Genomic DNA, 20,113 nt, shown 5'->3' on the forward strand with positions numbered 1-20,113 from the left:
TTTCTAAATGATCCGCATCCCTTCGCGACCCGTATTGGGTTCTGTCGTCTGTCTGGAAAGCCTTCATGAGCATCTCGTCCGCCTCCATGCCCGCCTCCCATCCGTCCGTCTCGCTCGGCAAGGTGGGCGTTCTGCTGATCAATCTCGGCACGCCCGACGGCACGGACTACTGGTCGATGCGGCGCTATCTGGCGGAGTTCCTGTCCGACAGCCGCGTCATCGAATGGTCGAAACTCTACTGGTACCCGATCCTCTACGGCATCGTGCTCAACAAGCGGCCGCAGAAGGTCGGCAAGGCCTATGAGGAGATCTGGAACAAGGATCTCGACGAGAGCTATCTGCGCACCTACACCCGCAACCAGGGTGAGCTGATGGCCGAGCGGCTGAAGGATTATCCGAATGTCGTGGTCGACTGGGCCATGCGCTACGGCAATCCGTCGATCGCCTCGAAGATCGATGCGCTGAAGGCGCAAGGCTGCGACCGGATCGTGCTTTTCCCGCTCTACCCGCAATATGCGGCGGCGACGACGGCGACCGTGAACGACAAGGCGTTCGAGCACCTGATGAAGATGCGCTGGCAGCCGGCCGTGCGCACCGTGCCGACCTATCACGACGACCCTGCCTATATCGAGGCTTTGGCGAATTCCGTGCGCAACACGCTGTCGACGCTCGACTGGGAGCCGCAGCTGTTGATCACCTCGTTCCACGGCATTCCGCAGTCCTATTTCAAGGCCGGCGATCCCTATTACTGCTTCTGTCAGAAGACGGCGCGGCTTTTGCGCGAGGCGCTCGGCTATCGCCAGGACCAGCTGCGCATCACCTTCCAGTCGCGTTTCGGGCCGGAAGAATGGTTGCAGCCCTATACGGACAAGACGATGGAAGCTCTGGCCGGCGAGGGGATCAAGCGCGTTGCGATCATGAATCCCGGTTTCGTGTCCGATTGTCTCGAGACGCTGGAAGAAATTGCCGGGGAAGCCGGCGAGATCTTCATGCACCACGGCGGCGAGAAGTTTGTCCATATCCCGTGCCTGAACGACAGCGTCGATGGCATGAACGTGCTGGAGACTGTGGTGCGACGGGAACTGCAGGGCTGGGTTTGAGTTTTTGAATTGAGCAAGGGTTCGCGCCCCCTAACCCTCTCCCGCCACGCGCGGAGAGGGTGCGTGCTTCGCTCAGAGCTGTAGAGGGACTGTGGCGTTGCGACGCGTGTCCTTCCCCCGTCAGCAAGGGGAGAAGGTGCCGGAAGGCGGATGAGGGGCTGGCGCGGGAAGCCGTTGTTGCTCCCAGCAAAACCAATTAGCCAAAGGAACACTCCATGAAAAAAGCAATCGTTACCGGTGGAGCAGGCCTGATCGGCAGCGGTATCTGCGAGGCGCTGGTCGCGCGCGGCTTCGACGTGATTTCCTTCGACCTTACAGACGCGCCACATCCGGTCGAGGGCGTGCGCGCCATCGAGTGCGATGTAGCCGATGAGGCGTCGGTGGAAATCGCGATTGCCGAAACCGGCTGGGACCGGCTCGATTTGCTCGTCAACAATGCGGGGGTCACCGGCGGTGCGCTCGGCACATCGATCCTCGACATGTCGGTCAACGACTGGCGGCGCGTCATCGACAGCCATCTCACCGGCGCCTTCATGATGACGCGGGCGGTCGTGCCGCTGATGAAGGCGGGCGGCGCGATCGTCAACATGGCGTCGACCCGCGCCTTCATGTCCGAAGCCAATTCAGAAGCCTATGCGGCCTCCAAGGGCGGGCTGGTGGCGCTTACACATGCGCTGGCCGTCAGCCTCGGACCGGTGATCCGCGTCAATGCCATCGCACCCGGCTGGATCACCAACGAGGCGAAGCTGAGCCACGAAGACGAGGCCCAGCACCCGGTCGGGCGCGTCGGGCGGCCGAAGGACATTGCCGATGCCGTGCTCTATCTCGATGGTGCCGGCTTCGTCACCGGCCAGGTGCTGACGGTCGACGGCGGCATGACGAAGAAGATGATCTACGCGGAGTAGGGATCGGGGGCCGGTTGGAGCCATTCCGCTTTAATTCGAACCGCGAAATGGCTCCATCTCTTTGAGTTGACGCGGTTCCGGACGCAAAATCGCTGCGCACTTTTGCTGAAACTGCTCTAGACGCCCCGCTTGTTGCCCCACAGGAGAACATGAAGCTGTGGTAGCACCGTTGCCGAGAACCAGCGGTCTTCCGTCACCTTGTCGACGAGCCACAGCATGCGGTCCATGATGCCGTCGAGATCGATCCTGGCATCGTCGTCTTCCGGCGGCGGGGGCGTGTGGTTGCCGGGCTGGAGATAGACGGGCAGTTCCGGATAGCGGCGCGAGGCCTCCTTGGCGAACGCATAGTCTGCATCGTCGAAGATGACGAATTTCAAGGCAATGCGCGGCGCTTTTCCAGCCGCTGCCAGACAGTCGGTCAGCGTCTCCCAATCGGTTTCCATGCCGCTCGACGGCGGTTTGGGCGACAGCACGAGTACGTCGAGATCGGCAAACCAGTCGCGGGCGATGCTGCCCTGGGTTTCGATGGCAAACCGATAGCCGTCGTTCTTGCCACGGCGGATCAGCGGGGCCAGCGGCTGGATGGCCGGGTTGCCGCCGGAGAGCGACACCATCAGCGGCGTGTCGCCGGAAAGCTTGCGCACCTCGCCCCAGATCGCTTCGGCATTCATCGGCGCCCAGTCATGGCGATAGGCGCTGTCGACGGCATGCAGCGTGTCGCACCACGAGCAGCGATAATCGCAGCCGCCGGTGCGCACGAAAACGGTCGGCTGGCCGATCAGCATGCCTTCGCCCTGAATGGTCGGGCCGAAGATTTCGCTGATGCGGATCGTCTCTGCTGCGGCGCTCACGAACGTGGCTCCGGGCGGTATTCTGCCCATGTCTTCGGCGTCTCGCTGACGCGCACGGCCGTCGTTTCCGGCAGGCGGGCCTTGCACCAGTCGTAGAAGTGCTTGGCCAGATATTCGGATGTCACCCTGTCGTGGCCGAGCACGTCGTTCAGGTGACGGTGGTCGAATTCGTCGTCGATATAGTGCTTCAGCGGCGCCAGTTCGTGATAGTCGCGGACGAAGCCGTCATCGTTCAGCTCGGCCGAGGCCAGTTCGACGACGACGATATAATTGTGGCCGTGCAGGCGGGCGCATTGGTGTTCGGCCGGAAGGTGCGACAGCTGGTGCGAAGCGGAGAAATGGAATTCCTTGGTGATGCGATACATCAGCGGACCTCCTCTGCCTTGAATTCCGGGGCCTTGAAACCTTCGGTCGCGGCTTTCCAGAAATCCGGGTCTTCGTAATCGGTCGGATCCTCGACGCTGGCGAGCTGGAAGGCTTCGCGGCGTTCGACGCAGGTGCCGCAGCGGCCGCAGTGACGCTCGCCGCCCTTGTAACAGGACCATGTCTCGACGAAGGGCGTGCCGGTGCGGGCACCATCGGTGACGATGTCGGCCTTGGAGCCGGTGACGTAAGGTGCCAGCAGCTTGATCGAGGCGTAACCGTCGAGCGCATGGCGCTGCATGACGTCGAAGCTTTCGATGAAGCCGGGGCGGCAATCGGGATAAATGAAATGGTCGCCGCCGTGGACGGCAATCGCCACCGCATCGGCCTTTCGGGCGGCGGCCACGCCGAAGGCGACGGTCAGCATGATCGCGTTGCGGTTCGGTACGACGGTGATGCGCATCGTCTCCTCGGCATAGTGGCCGTCGGGCACGTCGACATCGTCGGTCAGGGCCGAGCCGGTTAGCTGGCTGCCGATGGCGCGCATGTCGATGATCTGGTGGAAAACGCCAAGGCGGCTTGCGGCGGCGGCGGCAAATTCCAGCTCCTTCCTGTGGCGTTGGCCATAGTCGAAGGAGATGAGGCCCATCAGTTCGCCCCTGGCGGCGACATTGTGGGCAAGCGAAACGGAATCCAGTCCGCCGGAGCAGACGACGATTGTCTTCATAAGGTCAGTGTCCTTGTTTTATCCGGGTAGGCTGCGACCGGTCTTGGAGGGGGCTTCTAAGGCAATCTTGCGCGCTTGTGAATGGTCATCCTGTTTTATAGGATCGCGGCATATTTAAAGGACGTAAGGGAGGGCTCCGATGAGCTTGGGTGGTTTCGATATTTTCGTCATCGTGGTGGTGATCCTGGCGATCATGCTGCTGTTCGCGCTGGTGAAGACGGTGCCGCAGGGTTATGCCTACACCGTGGAGCGGTTCGGCAAGTACACACGCACCCTGCAGCCGGGATTGAACATCCTGACCCCGTTCATCGAGCGCATCGGCGCGAAGATGAATGTCATGGAGCAGGTGCTCGATATTCCGACGCAGGAGGTGATCACCAAGGACAATGCCAGCGTTTCGGCCGATGCGGTGGCCTTCTTCCAGGTGCTGAACCCGGCGCAGGCGGCCTACCAGATCGCCAATCTGGAAAACGCCATCCAGAACATCACCATGACCAATATCCGTTCGGTGATGGGATCGATGGATCTCGACGAACTGCTGTCGAACCGCGACATCATCAACGAGAAGCTGCTGCGCGTCGTCGATGAGGCGGTGCATCCGTGGGGTATCAAGGTCACCCGTATCGAGATCAAGGACATCCAGCCGCCGAAGGATCTGGTGGAATCCATGGCGCGGCAGATGAAGGCCGAGCGCGAGAAGCGGGCGCTGGTGCTTGAAGCCGAGGGCGCGCGCAATGCGCAGATTCTCCGCGCCGAAGGCGCCAAGCAGGCCGCGGTTCTTCAGGCCGAAGGCGAGCGCGAAGCGGCTTTCCGGGAGGCGGAGGCGCGCGAGCGTCTGGCCGAAGCCGAAGCCAGGGCGACGCAGTTCGTCTCCGAGGCGATCGCAGCCGGTGATGTGCAGGCGATCAACTACTTCGTGGCGCAGAAATACACCGAAGCGCTGGTCGAGATCGGCAAGGCCAACAATTCCAAGATCGTGCTGATGCCGCTCGAAGCCTCGTCGCTGATCGGTTCGATCAGCGGTATCGGGGCGATCGCCAAGGAAGTGTTCGGAGATGGCGACGGGCCGAAGTCGACGCCGCCGCGCACGCCGCAGCCACCGCGTCCAGCGGCGCGCAGCACGCCGAGCGTGACCGCCGTCATTCCGCCGTTCACGCCGCCGACCACCGAGAGATAAGGCGATGGTGGTCGAACTCTGGAACAGTCTCGGCCCCTGGGGCTGGTGGATCATCGGTCTCGTGCTGCTGGTTCTCGAACTCTTCGCGCCCGGCGTCTTCCTGATCTGGATCGGCGCTGCGGCCGTGGTTCTCGGCGCATTGTCGCTGGCGCTCTGGGACTGGCCCTATTGGGGCTGGCATGTGCAGCTTCTGCTGTTCGCCTTCCTGTCGGTTCTCTTCGCGATCGTCGGTCGGCGGATCTATAACGGCCGCGGTGCGAAGACCGACGAGCCGACGCTCAATCGACGCGGCGAAAGCCTCGTCGGCCGAACCGCGACATTGTCGGAACCGATCCTCGAAGGCCGCGGCCGCATCAGGCTCGACGATACGATGTGGTCGGTGATGGGACCGGACCTGCCGGTCGGCTCTCGGGTGAGGGTGATCGCATCGAGCGGACGGGACCTGACTGTGGAGCCGGTGATACGGTAGGTTTTCGGCATCGATCAAAAATGGCCGGGGTTTCCCCGGCCATTTGTCGTTCCGACGATCAGCCCAGTTCCTTGTCCAGCGCTTCCAGTTCGTCGATCAGGCCCTCGATCATCGACAGGCCCTTGGACCAGAAGGTCGGGTCGGTGGCGTCGAGGCCGAAGGGGGCGAGGAGTTCGGAATGGTGCTTGGTGCCGCCGGCCTTCAGGAGTTCGAAATACTTGTCCTGAAAGCCCCCTTTGCCGGAATTGGGAGCGGCGTTCTGGTAGACGGCGTAGAGCGAGTTCACCAGGCAATCGCCGAATGCATAGGCGTAGACATAGAAAGGCGAGTGGATGAAGTGGGGGATATAGGTCCACCACGTCTCGTAGCCTTCCGAGATTTTTATCGCCGGGCCGAGGCTCTCGTTCTGCACCGACAGCCACAGTTCGCCGATTTGTTCGGCGGTCAGCTCGCCTTCCTTGCGGGCGGTGTGGACCTTTCGCTCGAACTGGTAGAAGGCGATCTGGCGCACGACCGTGTTGATCATGTCCTCGACCTTCTGGGCGAGCATCGCCTTGCGCTCGCGCTTGTCTGTCGTCTTTTGCAGAAGCGTGCGGAAGGTCAGCATCTCGCCGAAGACGGAGGCGGTTTCGGCGAGCGTCAGCGGCGTCTGGCACATCAGAGCACCCTGCTCGCCGGCGAGAACCTGATGGACGCCGTGACCCAGTTCATGGGCAAGCGTCATCACGTCGCGCGGCTTGCCGAGATAGTTGACCAGAACGTAAGGGTGGGCCGAGGGCACGACCGGATGGGCGAAAGCGCCGGGCGCCTTGCCGGGGCGGGCGGGCGCGTCGATCCATTCCTCGTCGAAGAAGCGGCCGGCGATTGCAGCCATTTCCGGCGCGAAGGCACCATAGGCGGAAAGAACCGTATCCTTGGCGGTTTCCCACGGGATCAGGGCCTTCGGCGTTTCCGGCAGCGGCGCGTTGCGGTCCCAGTAGTTCATCTGGTCCATGCCGAGCCATTTGGCCTTCATCGCATAATACCGGTGCGACAGGCGCGGATAGGCCTGCTGAACCGCTTCCGCCAGCGCATCGACCACTTCGCGCTCGACGCGGTTCGCCAGGTGGCGACTGTCGGCGATGTCTTCAAAACCGCGCCAGCGGTCGGAAATGTCCTTGTCCTTGGCGAGCGTGTTGGTGATCAGCGTGAAGACGCGCAGGTTGTCGCCGAAGGTTTTCGACAATGCGGCGGCGGCCCTGGCGCGGGTCTCGGGCTCTGCGTCCTGCAGCATGTTGAGCGTGACTTCCAGCGGGCGCATCTCGCCGTCGATGTCGAAGCGCAGTTCCGCCATCGTCTCGTCGAACAGGCGGTTGAAGGCGGCGGCCGAGGTCATCGACTTTTCGAGGAAGAGTTGTTCCAGCTTGTCATCGAGCTGGAAGGGTTTGTCCTTCCTAAGATCGACGATCCATGGGCGATAGTGGTTCGCTGCCGGATCGCGGTCCATGCAGGCGTCCATGACGGCATCGTCGATGCGGTTCAGTTCCAGCGCGAAGAACAGGAGATGCGCCGACACATCCGTCAGCTTCGCCTGCACGTCGCCGTAGAACTTGCCGTTGGCCGGGCTGGAGGTGTCGGAGAAATAGGTGAGGCCGGCAAAGGAGCCGATCTTGCCGAGCAGATCGTCGAGCGCCTCGTATTCCCGCAACGCCTCGCCGATGCCGCCGGGGCCGGTTTTCGTCGCGGCTTCGGCAAGCCTGCCCTTCCACTTTTCCTCGAAGGCGAGCGATTGTGTTTCGGACTTTTTCAGGTCGGCGGTGAATTCGGGTGCGTCCTTGGCGGCATAGAGATCGGAAAGCTTCCAGACGGGCAGGAGACCAAGGGCCGGATCATGCGCCGGTGTGCCCGCGGCGGCATTGGCCGAGGCGATGCGGGGCGTGAGAACGGGTTTCATCATGGTCATTCCTTTTCCTGTCTTCGGTGGTCGATCGGTAGCATTTCGGGGCAGTCTGCTCCACCCGTCCGTTTTCCGTCCAGACGGTTAAAATGTGAGCTTTTCTCAAAAGGGGATGTTCAAGCCTTTCTGGCACAACCGTGAGCATAAGAGCCCGCAAAGGGTGCACGATGAACGTTGCCGGGAGTTCAAGATGTCTGCTCATATCCTTGTCGTCGATGATGATCCCATCCAGCGCCGCCTTTTGAAGAATGCCGTGGAGCGCCATGGGTATGTTGCGCATGTGGCCGAGAACGGAAAGGCCGCTCTCGATCTTCTCAACCAGGTTCGCGGCGATGTGAATGCCATCGTGCTCGACCTGATGATGCCGGAAATGGACGGGCTGAGCTTTCTCGCCGCCATCCGCGACGCGGGCATCACCACTCCCGTCATCGTCCAGACGGGGCAGGGCAGTATCGAATCCGTCGTGCAGGCCATGCGCGCCGGCGCCTTCGATTTCGTGGTCAAGCCCGTCTCGCCGGAGCGGATCGGCGCCTCGATCGCCAATGCCTTGAAGCTCGACCAGCGTGAGGGCAAGGCCAAGGCCGCACGACGCCGTGCCGGTGTCGTCGGTTTCAGCGATATCGTTTCGGCAAGCCCGGACATGATCCGCGTCATCGATCTGGCGCAGCGCGCCGCGCATTCCAACATTCCGGTCGTGCTCGAAGGCGAATCCGGGGTCGGCAAGGAAATGATCGCCCGCGCCATCCAGTCGGGCAGCGACCGCTCGGGCAAGCCTTTCATCACCGTCAACTGCGGTGCGATCCCGGCCAATCTGGTCGAAAGCATCCTGTTCGGCCATGAGAAGGGCGCCTTTACCGGTGCTACCGAACGGCACACCGGCAAGTTCGTCGAAGCCGATGGCGGCACGCTGTTCCTCGATGAGATCGGCGACCTGCCGCTCGACGTGCAGGTCAAGCTTCTGCGCGCCGTGCAGTCGGGCGAGATCGAGACGGTCGGTGCCGGACGCGTACACAAGGTTAACGTCCGGTTGATCTCGGCCACCAACAAGGACCTCATCGAAGAGGTTCGCGCCGGCCGGTTCCGCGAAGACCTTTATTATCGCCTCAACGTGTTCCCGATCACCATTCCGGCGCTGCGTCGCCGCAAGGAAGATGTTCCGCATCTGGTGCGGGTGTTTGCCGAGCGGTTTTCCACAGAGCAAAAGCTGTCGCACAATCTCGGCGTCAGCGCCGGGGCGATGGCCCTGCTGACCGCCTATGACTGGCCTGGCAATATCCGCCAGCTGGAGAACGCCATCTTCCGCGCGGTCGTCTTGTCGGAAGGCGTGGAGCTGACGGAGACGGATTTCCCGCAGATCGCGGCGCAGCTGCCGGAGTTCCGGTCGGCGGAACTGTCGGCGACGGCGGTCAATCCCATGCCGACCTCGTCGCTCATCCGGCCGCTTTCGGACGATCCGGGTTTCCCGCAGCCGATGATGCCGCCGCGCTCGACGCGTCCGGATCCGCGCGCGCTTCTTGCCGCCGCCTATCCGACGTCGGAAAACGTCATCGTCAGCACCGACGATGCGGGCGAGGTGCGCAAGCTTGCCGATGTCGAAGAGGAGCTGATCCGCTTCGCCCTGAAGTTCTACCGCGGCCAGATGAGCCAGGTGGCGCGCAAGCTCGGCATCGGCCGCTCGACGCTCTATCGCAAGCTCAAGGACTACGGCATCGATCCGGATGATCCGCTGAAGGAAGCCGCCTGAATCGGTGGCTCTTTAGCAGGAGTTAATTTTCAGGCAAGGAAAGCATGACAATTTCTGTCAATCTCTCTTTAGCACGTCATTGACTATAGGAGAGACGCTTGTACATGTGTGGCAAATTTGCCATCGTGTGAACGCAATTGTCAGTCATTGAGACGACGAGGGACGTTGTCTGCCGGACGGGGATCGCTTTGCTTGAATTGAATGCAAAAGAAATGCCTTCGGGCACGAGCGTTCACGCTCTTGCCCTCAGAGCCTTTCGTTCGCTCGCCAAGCGCGCCTCAGCGGGCGCCGTGCTTGCCGTTATCGCAGGCTCGATGGTGTCCGTCACCGTCTCGGAGGCGGCGGCTGAAAACCGCAGCCTCAAGCTCTATTTCATCCATACCGGCGAAAAGGCCGAGATCACCTTCAAGCGCAACGGTCGATTCGACCCGAAGGGGCTGGCGCAGATCAACCAGCTGCTGCGCGACTGGCGCAAGAACGAGCCGACCAAGATGGACCCGCGGCTGTTCGATCTGGTCTGGGAAGTCTATCGCCGCAGCGGCGCAAAGGACTATATCCACGTTGTTTCCGCCTATCGTTCTCCGGCCACCAACGGCATGCTGCGCGGACGCTCGCGCACGTCGGGTGTCGCCAAGAACAGCCAGCACACGCTCGGCAAGGCGATGGATTTCTACATTCCGGGCGTCAAGCTCGCCACGCTGCGTGGTCTTGCCATGCAGATGCAGGTCGGCGGCGTCGGTTTCTACCCGAAATCCGGGTCTCCCTTCGTGCATCTCGATGTCGGCGGCGTTCGCGCATGGCCGCGCATGAGCCGCCAGGAACTTGTTTCGATCTTCCCGAAGGGCAATACGCTGCACCTGCCTTCCGACGGCAATCCGCTGCCGGGATATGACCAGGCGCTGGCCGACTACAAGAAGCGCGTTGGCGCAAGTTCGATCGAGGTCGCCTCGACGGCCGGCAGCGCGCCGGCGGCCGAGCGCCGTCGCCGCGGCTTCCTGGCAACCCTGTTTGGCGGTGGCGCCGACGAGGAAGAGGATAATGGCGAAAGCAGCGCACCGGCAGTTGCCGCGCCGCGCCAGCAGCCTTCCGCTCCGGCGGCCCGTCCGCCCGAACCTGCCGCTCCGCTTCCGGGCGTGATGGTCGCCTCCGCCGCGCCTCAGCGAGCCGCAGAGACGATAGACGCGCCGATCCCCGCCTCGCGCCCGGCCTTCCGCGAAGGCGGCCCCGGTACGCTTGCAACAGCCCTCTACTCGCAACCGGCCAACCCCGCCCAGGAGGCGCTGGCGCTGCAGGCAGCAGCCGCCGCCGCAAACACGCGCCCCGCGGGCCAGGAGTTTGCCGATCTCGCGGCCTATGCCGTGCCGGTGCCGACGCTGCTTGGCCCGCGTGGTCAAAGAGGCGACGCGGAAACATCGACGATGACGGCATCGCTCGGCGAAACGCCGTTGCCGACCGAGCAGCTGGCGAGCGTGCCGACACCGGCGCATCGTCCGGTCGCGCCGCAGGTTGCATCCGTGGTTCAGGCCTCCGCGCCGATGTCGGTTCCGACGCCTTCCGTCGCCGCGCATGACCAGGAACAGCAGGCCCTGACGCCAGAACTCGTGGCCGCACTTTCGCGCAGCGTCGAGGACGAGCGCCGTCCGGCTGCCAATGTCGCGACGGAAACGGCGCGTTCGGCCGCACCGGCTCCGGTGACGCGGCCGGTGGAAGTTGCAGCCCTGCCGCAGCGGGTCATCCAGGCCCCTTCGGCGACACGTCAGTTCGGCGATGGTTTCGATGCGCCGAACTGGGTGGCGGTTGCGGCCTCTGCGACGCCGGTCAAAGGCGGCCGCAACACCCGTCCGACGCCTTCCGCAAGGCCCGGCAATCTGACCAAGGATACCGTGGCAATGTGGGCGCTCGACAACAAGAGCTCCACGGACGTGGTTTCGATGAAGGCGCCGCGCGTCGTGACCCGGACGCTGAACAGCGAATATTCCGCCGCCTATGCCAGCGGCAGCTTCAAGCCGGTGTCGGCGACCGTCGCCATCGACGCGAACCGCTTTGGCGGCTCGAACTGATCACGCATCAGGGAATTTGAAACATATGGGGCGAGTGCCGTGCGGCGCTCGCCCCATATGCGTTTTGACGTGCGGCGCTCACTCCGTCTTCTGCTGTATCTTGTCGAGAAAGATTTCCGCGCCACGGAAGCTCGGCGGATAGATCTCGAAACGGGAGAAGCTGAGGATGCGCTTTGCATCATAGGCGCGCAGAAAGCCTTCATAACCCGGCGCGATGCGCGCAAGCGCTGAAAATATGCTGTTCTCGCTCTGGTCGCTTTCGGGAAGGTAGGAGCTGAGGATCAGGTCGGCATCGAGTTCGCCGATCAGTTCCGCACCGATCCGCATGCGGCTCTGGCCTGCCGGAACCTGTTGTGCCAGCGGCATGCGGCGCATCCCGAGATCGTCGAGTACGGTGGTCACGACGCCATATTCCTTGAGGATTTCCAGCGTTCCGTCGCGTTCGTTGGCGAGGATCGCGGCATAGGTGCCGGATGTCAGCGGCGGCTGCAGGGTTTGCCGTGTCGCTTGAATACGAGCGTCATAGGCGGCCTTCAATTCCGCGTAACGGTCCTGCCGGCCGATCCAGCCCGCATATTCGCGGTACAGCTCGAAGGGCGGCTTGCCGTTTTCGGCGTCGAACATCAGTGTCGGGGCGATGGTCGAAAGCTGTTGGCGCAAGGCATCATAGTCGCCGATATTCGCGACGATCAGGTCGGGTGTGAGGGCGCGGATGCGCTCCAGATCCGGCTTGCCGTGGATGGAGGCGAGTTCGATCTGGTTGAAATCTAGCCCGAAAAGCTCGCGCGCGCCACGGATGAAGTGGGTACCGTCCGCGGCGATGCGGCCGATGCTTGCAATCAGCGGTGCGTCCAGTTCCCGCGTCATCACCGTCAATGTCCAGTCATGCAGCGACAGGATGCGCTGCGGCGCATCCGGCACCTCGACGGCGTTGCCGCCGTGATCGGTGACCTGCCGGGCGAAGGCTGCGTTCGGGAAGAGGAGTGCTGCTGCGGCGAGGAGGGCAAGGGACAGTCGGCGCATGGGAGGGCTCCTAGCGGGATGTGCGGGAAAGGCGGGCGGCCAAAACGAAGATCAGCACGCCGGCGATCGAGACGAGAATGCCGGCGGGGACGATCATCGGCAGGAACAGGGTGCGGCCGGCAATGTCGGCGACGAGCAGGATGAGCGCACCGGCAAGCATGGTGACGGGCATCACCTCGCCGGGACGTTCGCCGACCAGCTTGCGGGCAACATGCCCGGCGATCAGGCCGAGAAACGAGATCGGGCCGACGGCGGCGACGATCGGTGCCACCAGTGCCGCGGCGATCATGGTGAGACCGAGCGACAGGCGGCGCGGCGAGGCGCCGATGCCGGCCGCCTGTTCGTGGCCAAGCAGAAGCGGCATCATGCGACCGGATGAGGCGAGCGTCAGCGGCAGAAGCACGGCGGCCCAGAGCCCGACCATGCCTGCGGTTCCGGCCGAGGCGGCTGTCAGCGAACCATGTGACCAGGCAAGCCAGCGGGCAAACTGCAATATGCCGCCGCTGACCATGACGACTTCGATTGCGGCGCTCAGCACGATGCCGACAGCGATACCGACGAGGATCAGGCCGGTGGAGGATGAAAGCCTGTAGGCCAGCCCCATGACCAGTGCTGCCGTGGCAAAGCCACCCGCCAGCCCGAGCCATGCCAGCCAGTATGGCGGCAGGTTGAAAACCGTTGCGCCGATGACGATGGCGACCATGCTGCCCTGCGAGATACCCAGCAGGCCGGGGTCGGCCAGCCCGTTGCGGGCGACGACCTGCAGCAGATAGCCGGAGGCGGAGATCATCGCGCCGCCGAGAATGGCGATGACGATCCGCGGCCAGCGCAGCAGCATGATGGATGAAGTCTCGGGGTCCGTGGGTTGAAACGGCATGAGCCAGCGCAGGATCTCGCCGATGCTGACGGGCGTCGTGCCCAGGCTCAGGCCCGACAATGCGGCGATCGAGACAAGCGATGTCAGTGCGGCGAGCACCGCGACGGTGCGCAGGCGCAAGGGGAAGTGAACGACGCTTCCCATTCGCAGGGTCAGCTGACGGCCCGTCGTGCTGCGCATCAGGCGATCCTCCGCCGCAGCGTCGTCATGACGATGACGAGAAAGGCGATGCCGCCGCAGAGCGCCATGACGGTGCCGACCTGGAGCAGTTGCGGCGCAAACAGCGTGCGGGCAAGAATGTCTGCGGCAATCACGAGGATCGCGCCGATCAGGGCGCAGAAGATCATCGCCGGACGGCCGGTCTCGCCCATCAGCAGCCGGGCGATATGGGGGGCGACGAGGCCGACGAAGCCGATCGGGCCGACGATGCAGACGGCGGTGATGGCAAGCGGTATGGCCAGCGCCAGCGCGCCGAAGCGGACGAAGCGCGGATCGGTGCCAAGCGCTGCGGCCTGTTCCGTCCCGAGCGTCTGAAGGTCGATCGATCGGCACAGCACAAGTGCCAGAACGATGCCTGCCAGACCCAGCGGCCAGAGGATCGCGAGCGGCTGATAGTCGAAATTGCCGATATCGCCGACGAGCCAGCTCATCAGGTTGCCGAAACGGTCGGGGTCGAGCGCGATGGCGAATGTGGTGGCGGAGGAAAACAGCGTTGCCGTCATCGCGCCGCCGAGCACGAGCGACAGCGGGTCGCGGCTTCCCCTGTCGACAAGGCTTGCGGCGAAGAAGGTGACGACGACGGCGAATGCGCCGCCGGCAAGCGCCGGCCAGAACAGCGCTGCACCACTGAGACCGAAGACATAGATGCCGAGCACGACGAAGGTGACGGCGCCGCTGTTGATGCCGAGCGTCGAAGGTGAGACGAGGTCGTTGCGCAGGATCTTTTGCAGGAGCAGGCCGGAAACGGCCAGCACCGCGCCGCTATAGAGGGCGACGACAAGCCGGGTCAGCCGCTGCCTGACGACGACGACATGCTGGTAGTTGCGCGGATCGTGGTCGAACAGTGCATCGAAGACAAGGCCGGGCGAAGAGAAGCGGGCGCCGGCGGAAAGATGCAGCAGGCACAGAAGAGCCAGAAGCAGCGCAAGCACGGCGAGCGTCGTGGCGGCCCTCATCCGACCGCACTTTCCGGCAGGTGGACGATGGCGCGGCCAAAGGGCATGGCGCGTGTGTCGATGCCGTAGACTGTGGCGATGTTGGCGGATGTCAGGACATCGGCCGGGGTGCCGTCTGCGACGGCCCGGCCTTCCGACATGAGAATGATGCGGTCGGCATAGAGGCTCGCCTGGGTCAGGTCGTGCAGCACGGCCGCGACGACGCGGCCGGACGCCGCCTGCCGGCGCGCCACATCGAGAAGGCCGTATTGATATTTGAGATCGAGATGATTGGTCGGCTCGTCCAGCAAAAGGATGCCGGCGTCCTGCGCCAGGGTCATCGCCATGCGGCAGCGCTGCAGCTGGCCACCCGACAGTTCACCGATGCGCCGGCCGGCAAGCTCGGCAATGTCCATGGTCTTCATGGCGGCATCGATATGGGCGCGGTCTTGCGCCGTGCCGCGGGAGAGCCAGCCTTCATGGGCAAAACGCCCCATGCCGACGAGATCGGCGACGAGCATGCCGTCCGGCGCCTCGTTCGACTGCGCCAGCATCGCCATGTGACGGGCGAGCGTCCTGCGGGGCAGGCCATGCACGGGCTGGGTGCCGAGGAGGACGGAGCCATGGCCGGGCTGCAGCAGCCCGGCCATGATTTTCAGCAATGTCGACTTTCCGCAGCCATTGGGGCCGACGATGGCGACGAACTCGCCGGTCTTCAGAGCGAGCGAGACCCTGTTCAGAACGGTGCGCTGCCCGTAGCCGAACTCCACGTCCCTGACGGTGACCGCCACCCTCCGGCTTTCGTCGTCCAAAGTCATTCCCGACTGTCGGTTCCTGTTGTCAGAACGTCGCCTTGAGCGACGCCATGAAGTTCATCGGTGCGCCCGGATGGTTTTCGGTGCGGCTGGCGGTGCTTTCGATGTAGCGCTCGTCGGTCAGGTTGCGGCCGACAAGCGAGAAGTCGAGGTGCTCGTTGATCTTGTAGGAGACCAGCGCGTCAAGGCGGTAGTAGCCGTCGACATAGGCCGCGTCTTCAAGATCGGCATTGCGCTCGCCGGCAGCGGTGATGCCGGCGCCGACCTTCAGGCCTTCCAGCTTGCCGGTCTGGAATTCGTAGGTGGTCCACAGGCTTCCGCTCCAGTAGGGCACGCCGACGAGGCGCGTGCCGACGAGGGAGGCATTGCTGTCTTCCGTCACCCGCGCATCGACGTAGCCGAGCGAGGCGATGACCTGCCAGCCATCGGTGATCTCGCCGGTGACGTCGAGTTCGGCACCGCGCGATCGCTGCTCGCCGGTCAGGCGCGAATAGTCCTGCCCCGTGACTTCCACGGCGACATTGCTCTTTGTGATCTGGAAGACCGAGAAGGTCGCCGAGATCCGGTCGGTAATGTCCGCCTTCACCCCGGCCTCGATCTGCCAGCCTTCCTCGGGTGCCAATACCGTATTGCCCTCGCCAAGGCCGGCCTGCGGCATGAAGCTCGTGGCATAGCTGGTGTAGAAGGAAAGCTGGTCGTTGGGCTGGTAGACCAGTCCTGCGCGCCAGGTCAGCGCGTTGTCGCTGCCGTCGGGATCACCATCACCCTGCTGATATTCGGTTTCCTGGCGGAAATCGTCGTAGCGTACGCCGACCAGCATCTTCCACTGGTCGGTGAACTCGATCTGGTCCTGCAGGTAGACGGAGGTGGTGATGATGTCCTGCACATATTCCAGCCACCCGCCGCTCGGCGGTGGCATCGGAGCGCCGTAGACCGGATCGTAGATATCGATCGGATCGATGTCCGACCGGCCGCGCCAGAAATCCATGCGCGAACGGACATGCTGCACGCCGGCAAGCACCGTGTGGCCGATATTACCGGTGTCGAAGGTCATGATGCCCTCGAATTGCATGTCGAGGTTGTTCATGTCCTCGGTCCGGTCGGTATAGCGGCGTTCCATCGTACGGCCATCGGGCAACAAGCCCTCGTAATCGATGCCGGTGTCGTGGGTGGAGGCGTCGTCGTAACGAATTGTGCTGCGGAACTTCAGCCATTCGAGCGCCTGACGTTCCGCCGTAAGGGCGACGCGCGTCTTGTAGCTGTCGACCATGGACCACTTTTCGCTGAGGAAATGATCGCGAGGCCAGACGATCTCGTCATTGGCGTCGAAGACGAGGCCGCGATCATAGGGCTGTTCCTGACGGGTATGGTCGACGCTCAGGGTGACGCGGGTATCTTCGTCCGGGTTCCACTCCACCACGCCGCCGAGATACTGACGTTCGCTTTCGGCGCGCTCGTTGACGAAGCCGCTTTCGCGCTGGGCGGCGCCGGTGATGCGGCCGATCAGCGTCGCGTCGTCATTGAGCGGGCCGCTGGCGGTCGCTTCAGCGCGGCGGAAGCCGTAGCCGCCGAGCTGTGTCGTCGCTTCCGCCGTCGGTGTTTCGGTCGGACGGCGGGTCACGAGGTTGATCAGGCCGCCAGGTTGGCCGCGACCGTAGAGGACCGACGCCGGGCCTTTGAGCACTTCGACGCGCTCGATGCCGGCGAGATCCGGATTGACTTCCGGGCGGCTGCCGGTGGCGTTCAGCACGGAGCCATCGATGGCGTAGGTGTTGGACGCGAAGCCGCGGGTGATGAAGGTCTCTGCGCGGTTGCCGGCGGTGCTGCTCTGGCGGACGTTGGAGACGTTCTGCAGGGCTTCGGTCAGTGTCGTCGCCTGCTGATCGGTGAATACATCGCGCTTGACCACCTGGATCGACTGCGGGACATCGCGCAATGGCGTATCGGTCTTGGTGCCGACGCTGCTGTCGCTCGCCTGGTAGCCGGTCAATTGCTCGCTGGAGAGCACGATCGCCTCAAGCGTGTTTTCTCCGCCTGCCGCACCCTGCATGCCGTCCGCCGATGGGGCGATGACCGTGACGCTGTCATTTGCGCCGAAGGCGAATGTCAGGTCGGTTCCCGCCAGCAGCTGCTGCAGGGCCTGCTGTTCCGACAGATTGCCGATCACACGGCCGCTTCTTGCGCCGGCGGGCAATGCGCCGTCATAGACGATATTGTTGCCGGTGATGGCGGCATAGCGCACGAGAGCGGACGAGATGGGCTGGGCCGGGATGTCGAAGCCTGTCACCGCATCCTGCGCTTGGGCCGAAATCGGCAGCACCAGCAATGCTGCCGTGGTCAGCAGCCTCGTCTTGTGCGGTATGTGGCCGATTGCGCGCAGGCTGTGGTGAAGCGTCATGTCATCCCCTCTTTCAAAAACTCTGGAAGGGCCTGATCGAGCCCTCTGGAGATGATTACGAAGGAGCCCGGACAAAACCTGAGTGAGAAATGAAATTTTTCTAATTTTTTGTCGCCGAGACCAGGGTGAGCATTGGCGTGTAACTGGACAAGGCGATCGGCAGGCCCTGTTCCAGCGTCTTGTCGATATCGGCAAGATCGTTGACGTCGATGATCGCGGTGACCTGCCTTCGGGCAAGAACCGGGTCGAGGATCAGCAGGTGGCCGTTGCGCCAGCGGTTGATCTCCTCGATGATTTCGCTGAGCGGGCGGGCAAGGAAGACGAGGCTGCGGCTGCGCCAGGCAAGGCGGGTTTCCGTTTCGCCGGACGAGACCGACGTTTGCCCGTCCTTCGACCAGTCGAGTGTCTGGCCTTCGCCGACATCCATCATCCGGCCGTCCATCTCGACGCGAACCTGATGTTCCGTCACGCTGACGCTGGTCCGTTCGGACGTCATGGCGACGGAATAGGCGGTTCCCAATGCGGTCGCCCTAAGTGCGCCTGCTTCGACGATGAACGGGCGTGACCGATCCGGTTCGACGGTGAAATAGGCTTCTCCCGACTGCAGCACGATACGCCGTTCGAAGTGGCTGAAATGCAGCGAGATCGAGCTTGCTGCCGAAAGCTCGACGGTCGAGCCGTCCTCAAGCCGGACAAGCCGCGTTTCGCCGATGCCGGTCGACATGTCCGGTCGTCTCGACCAGAGCCAGCCGGAGCCGGCCGTGGCGGCGACCACAAGCGTGCCGGATACCGTCTTCAGCAGGGTACGGCGGGTCGGTGCCTTGTCTTGCGGTCGCTGTTCGAAGGCGGCACGCTGCCACAGTTTCTCCATCCGCGCATAGGCTTCCGCATGGCTCGGATCGGCCAGCAGCCATTGGCGGAAGCGCTGGTGATCCTCCTCCTTGGCATTGTCGTCCAGCAACAGGGCAAACCAAGAGGCGGCATCATGCGCCGTGCCTTCGTGATCGGTCGTTCCCTGCTGATCCTGTGACAGCTTGCCCATGGCGTCCTGTTTTCAGGCCTGTTCTTGCCCGTTTGATAATGTAACGATTGGTGCTGACGGAAATCCGGGTCCGCGTTGGAAAAAATGCCGTCTAATCCCGAGGATTGTCGAAACCGTCGAGCCTTTCGAGTGCCGTGACCATGTGGCTGAACACCGTTTTAGGCGAGATGCCCAGCTTTGCGCCGATCTCGACATAGGTCATGCCGTCGATGCGGGCCATGGTGAAGACATCGCGGGCGCGCGGCGGAAGCGCCGCGATCGCATGCGAAAGCGATTGCATCCGTTCACGGGCCATCACCTCGTCTTCCGGGTTCGGCCTGTCGTCGGTGATGAAATCGAGAAACTCGACGCCTTCGATAAAGGGTGCGATGCGCTGTCGCCGGCGAAAATCGATCGCGAGATTGTGGCTGGTGCGGACGACATAGCCGTGCAGCTGCGAGGCTTCCGGCAGGCGCTCGCGCCGCTCCCAGAGGCGCAGGAACGTGTCCTGCACCAGATCCTCGGCCGCCGCATGCGAGCCGACCAGTCTCGAAATGCTTGCCATCAGCCGCTTTCGCAGGCTCAGGAAGGTGTCGAGAAGGTCTGTTTTGACGGCGGAGTGCATGATCAGCGACTAGCAGGGCGCCAAAATCAAAGCAATTGACTTGCGGATTAATATTACCGTGATCGTCAAGTTTTAAATCCGGCGTTACGCCGGTGCATCAGTGCCGGTGCCGGAGCCCGGGCAGGATGCGCGAAGCCCGCCATTGCGGCGGGCTTCGAAGGTCTTGTCAGGCGGCTTCTTCTTCTTCGGTGCCGGCGCCGGGGATCATGCCCAGAGCGGAGAGGTAGGTGTCGAGGATCAAGTCCTCTTCCATGCGCTCCTGGTCATCCTTCTTGCGAAGCGCGATGACCTTTTTCATGATCTTGGTGTCGTAGCCCATGGACTTGGCTTCGCCGTAAACATCCTTGATGTCGTCGGCAATCGTCTTCTTTTCTTCTTCTAGTCGTTCGATGCGCTCGATAAATGCGCGGAGCTGGTCGCGGGCGACGCCATGAGCATCAGACATCGGGGCCTCCTGATGGTGTGGAAATGTCTCGTGATTGTTGGTCAAGTGCCGAAAAGCTGCGTCGAGGTCAAGCCAAATCGGCCGTGCCTTTGCGCAAGCCTTGCGGGGCGGTTCAGTCGTGGGAGGGCTTGTTGGTTTCGAATGCGGCTTTTTGAGCGTCGCTCGCATCCGTCTGGTGCAGCTTTCGCCATTCGTCATAGGGCATGCCGTAGACGATCTCGCGCGCATCCTCCTTGGAAAGCTCGACATCGGCGGCGACGGCTGCGTCCTTGTACCAGTTCGACAGGCAGTTGCGGCAGAAACCGGCGAGGTTCATCATGTCGATGTTCTGCACATCGGTACGCTGGCGCAGGTGCGCGACGAGGCGGCGGAAGGCCGCAGCTTCGAATTCGGTCTGCTGTTCCTTGGTGAGTTCGGTCATCG

Annotated in this window: 19 protein-coding genes; 6 read left to right on the plus strand and 13 right to left on the minus strand. The window is 63.1% G+C overall.

Features of this window, described 5'->3' with window-relative positions; genetic code table 11:
• Nucleotides 1–65 precede the first annotated feature (65 nt).
• Both hemH and AC0JZ4_RS09840 read left to right on the plus strand, forming a co-directional pair.
• The gene (hemH, locus tag AC0JZ4_RS09835) at nucleotides 66–1,100 is read left to right on the plus strand and encodes a ferrochelatase (RefSeq protein ID WP_471886200.1); all 1,035 of its coding nucleotides are present in this window, start codon (nucleotides 66–68) and stop codon (nucleotides 1,098–1,100) included.
• A 215-nt stretch (nucleotides 1,101–1,315) separates the two neighbouring features.
• Nucleotides 1,316–2,005, plus strand: a complete 690-nt coding sequence (locus AC0JZ4_RS09840; RefSeq protein ID WP_471886201.1) for an SDR family oxidoreductase — start codon at nucleotides 1,316–1,318, stop codon at nucleotides 2,003–2,005.
• Between the two features lie 116 nt (nucleotides 2,006–2,121).
• Here AC0JZ4_RS09840 and queE read toward each other — a convergent pair whose 3' ends face one another.
• The 3 genes from queE to queC are packed head-to-tail and all read right to left on the minus strand — an operon-like array spanning nucleotide 2,122 to nucleotide 3,946.
• On the minus strand, nucleotides 2,122–2,886 hold the full coding sequence (gene queE, locus AC0JZ4_RS09845; RefSeq protein ID WP_471886202.1) for a 7-carboxy-7-deazaguanine synthase QueE: 765 nt from the start codon (nucleotides 2,884–2,886) through the stop codon (nucleotides 2,122–2,124).
• Nucleotides 2,853–3,221 carry a 6-carboxytetrahydropterin synthase QueD gene (queD, locus tag AC0JZ4_RS09850; RefSeq protein ID WP_471886203.1) on the minus strand — a complete coding sequence of 123 codons (369 nt, stop codon included), beginning with the start codon at nucleotides 3,219–3,221 and terminating at the stop codon, nucleotides 2,853–2,855. The genes queE and queD overlap by 34 nt, the downstream gene beginning before the upstream one ends.
• Entirely contained in the window at nucleotides 3,221–3,946 is a 726-nt protein-coding gene (gene queC, locus AC0JZ4_RS09855; protein ID WP_471886204.1) for a 7-cyano-7-deazaguanine synthase QueC, read from the minus strand. The genes queD and queC overlap by 1 nt, the downstream gene beginning before the upstream one ends.
• A gap of 139 nt (nucleotides 3,947–4,085) precedes the next feature.
• Between queC and AC0JZ4_RS09860 the strand changes: the two genes are divergently transcribed.
• Both AC0JZ4_RS09860 and AC0JZ4_RS09865 read left to right on the plus strand, forming a co-directional pair.
• Nucleotides 4,086–5,123: an SPFH domain-containing protein gene (locus tag AC0JZ4_RS09860; protein WP_471886205.1), complete on the plus strand. Its 1,038-nt coding sequence runs from the start codon at nucleotides 4,086–4,088 to the stop codon at nucleotides 5,121–5,123.
• Nucleotides 5,124–5,127: 4 nt separating this feature from the next.
• Complete coding sequence (locus tag AC0JZ4_RS09865; protein ID WP_471886206.1) at nucleotides 5,128–5,592, plus strand: NfeD family protein; 465 nt, start codon at nucleotides 5,128–5,130, stop codon at nucleotides 5,590–5,592.
• 58 nt (nucleotides 5,593–5,650) lie between these two features.
• Here AC0JZ4_RS09865 and AC0JZ4_RS09870 read toward each other — a convergent pair whose 3' ends face one another.
• Nucleotides 5,651–7,525 carry a M3 family oligoendopeptidase gene (locus AC0JZ4_RS09870; protein WP_471887853.1) on the minus strand — a complete coding sequence of 625 codons (1,875 nt, stop codon included), beginning with the start codon at nucleotides 7,523–7,525 and terminating at the stop codon, nucleotides 5,651–5,653.
• A gap of 193 nt (nucleotides 7,526–7,718) precedes the next feature.
• On the opposite strand from AC0JZ4_RS09870, the gene AC0JZ4_RS09875 reads away from it, so the two are divergent.
• Entirely contained in the window at nucleotides 7,719–9,272 is a 1,554-nt protein-coding gene (locus AC0JZ4_RS09875) for a sigma-54-dependent transcriptional regulator (RefSeq protein ID WP_471886207.1), read from the plus strand.
• A gap of 212 nt (nucleotides 9,273–9,484) precedes the next feature.
• Nucleotides 9,485–11,332: a peptidoglycan L,D-endopeptidase MepK gene (locus tag AC0JZ4_RS09880; RefSeq protein WP_471886208.1), complete on the plus strand. Its 1,848-nt coding sequence runs from the start codon at nucleotides 9,485–9,487 to the stop codon at nucleotides 11,330–11,332.
• 78 nt (nucleotides 11,333–11,410) lie between these two features.
• Here AC0JZ4_RS09880 and AC0JZ4_RS09885 read toward each other — a convergent pair whose 3' ends face one another.
• The 9 genes from AC0JZ4_RS09885 to AC0JZ4_RS09925 form a co-directional block, all read right to left on the minus strand.
• On the minus strand, nucleotides 11,411–12,355 hold the full coding sequence (locus AC0JZ4_RS09885) for an ABC transporter substrate-binding protein (RefSeq protein ID WP_471886209.1): 945 nt from the start codon (nucleotides 12,353–12,355) through the stop codon (nucleotides 11,411–11,413).
• A 10-nt stretch (nucleotides 12,356–12,365) separates the two neighbouring features.
• The gene (locus AC0JZ4_RS09890) at nucleotides 12,366–13,412 is read right to left on the minus strand and encodes a FecCD family ABC transporter permease (protein WP_471886210.1); all 1,047 of its coding nucleotides are present in this window, start codon (nucleotides 13,410–13,412) and stop codon (nucleotides 12,366–12,368) included.
• A complete protein-coding gene (locus tag AC0JZ4_RS09895; RefSeq protein ID WP_471886211.1) occupies nucleotides 13,412–14,407 on the minus strand; it encodes a FecCD family ABC transporter permease in 996 nt (331 codons plus the stop codon). The genes AC0JZ4_RS09890 and AC0JZ4_RS09895 overlap by 1 nt, the downstream gene beginning before the upstream one ends.
• Nucleotides 14,404–15,204 carry an ABC transporter ATP-binding protein gene (locus AC0JZ4_RS09900; RefSeq protein WP_471886212.1) on the minus strand — a complete coding sequence of 267 codons (801 nt, stop codon included), beginning with the start codon at nucleotides 15,202–15,204 and terminating at the stop codon, nucleotides 14,404–14,406. The genes AC0JZ4_RS09895 and AC0JZ4_RS09900 overlap by 4 nt, the downstream gene beginning before the upstream one ends.
• A gap of 22 nt (nucleotides 15,205–15,226) precedes the next feature.
• Nucleotides 15,227–17,599, minus strand: coding sequence for a TonB-dependent siderophore receptor (locus AC0JZ4_RS09905; RefSeq protein WP_471886213.1), 2,373 nt, complete (start codon nucleotides 17,597–17,599; stop codon nucleotides 15,227–15,229).
• A 100-nt stretch (nucleotides 17,600–17,699) separates the two neighbouring features.
• Nucleotides 17,700–18,641, minus strand: coding sequence for a FecR family protein (locus AC0JZ4_RS09910; RefSeq protein ID WP_471886214.1), 942 nt, complete (start codon nucleotides 18,639–18,641; stop codon nucleotides 17,700–17,702).
• 91 nt (nucleotides 18,642–18,732) lie between these two features.
• Nucleotides 18,733–19,245, minus strand: a complete 513-nt coding sequence (locus tag AC0JZ4_RS09915; protein WP_471886215.1) for an RNA polymerase sigma factor — start codon at nucleotides 19,243–19,245, stop codon at nucleotides 18,733–18,735.
• Between the two features lie 166 nt (nucleotides 19,246–19,411).
• The gene (locus AC0JZ4_RS09920) at nucleotides 19,412–19,690 is read right to left on the minus strand and encodes a DUF2312 domain-containing protein (RefSeq protein WP_139677141.1); all 279 of its coding nucleotides are present in this window, start codon (nucleotides 19,688–19,690) and stop codon (nucleotides 19,412–19,414) included.
• A gap of 112 nt (nucleotides 19,691–19,802) precedes the next feature.
• On the minus strand, nucleotides 19,803–20,111 hold the full coding sequence (locus AC0JZ4_RS09925; protein ID WP_471886216.1) for a DUF1244 domain-containing protein: 309 nt from the start codon (nucleotides 20,109–20,111) through the stop codon (nucleotides 19,803–19,805).
• Nucleotides 20,112–20,113 lie beyond the last annotated feature (2 nt).

Source organism: [Rhizobium] kunmingense (assembly GCF_977018605.1).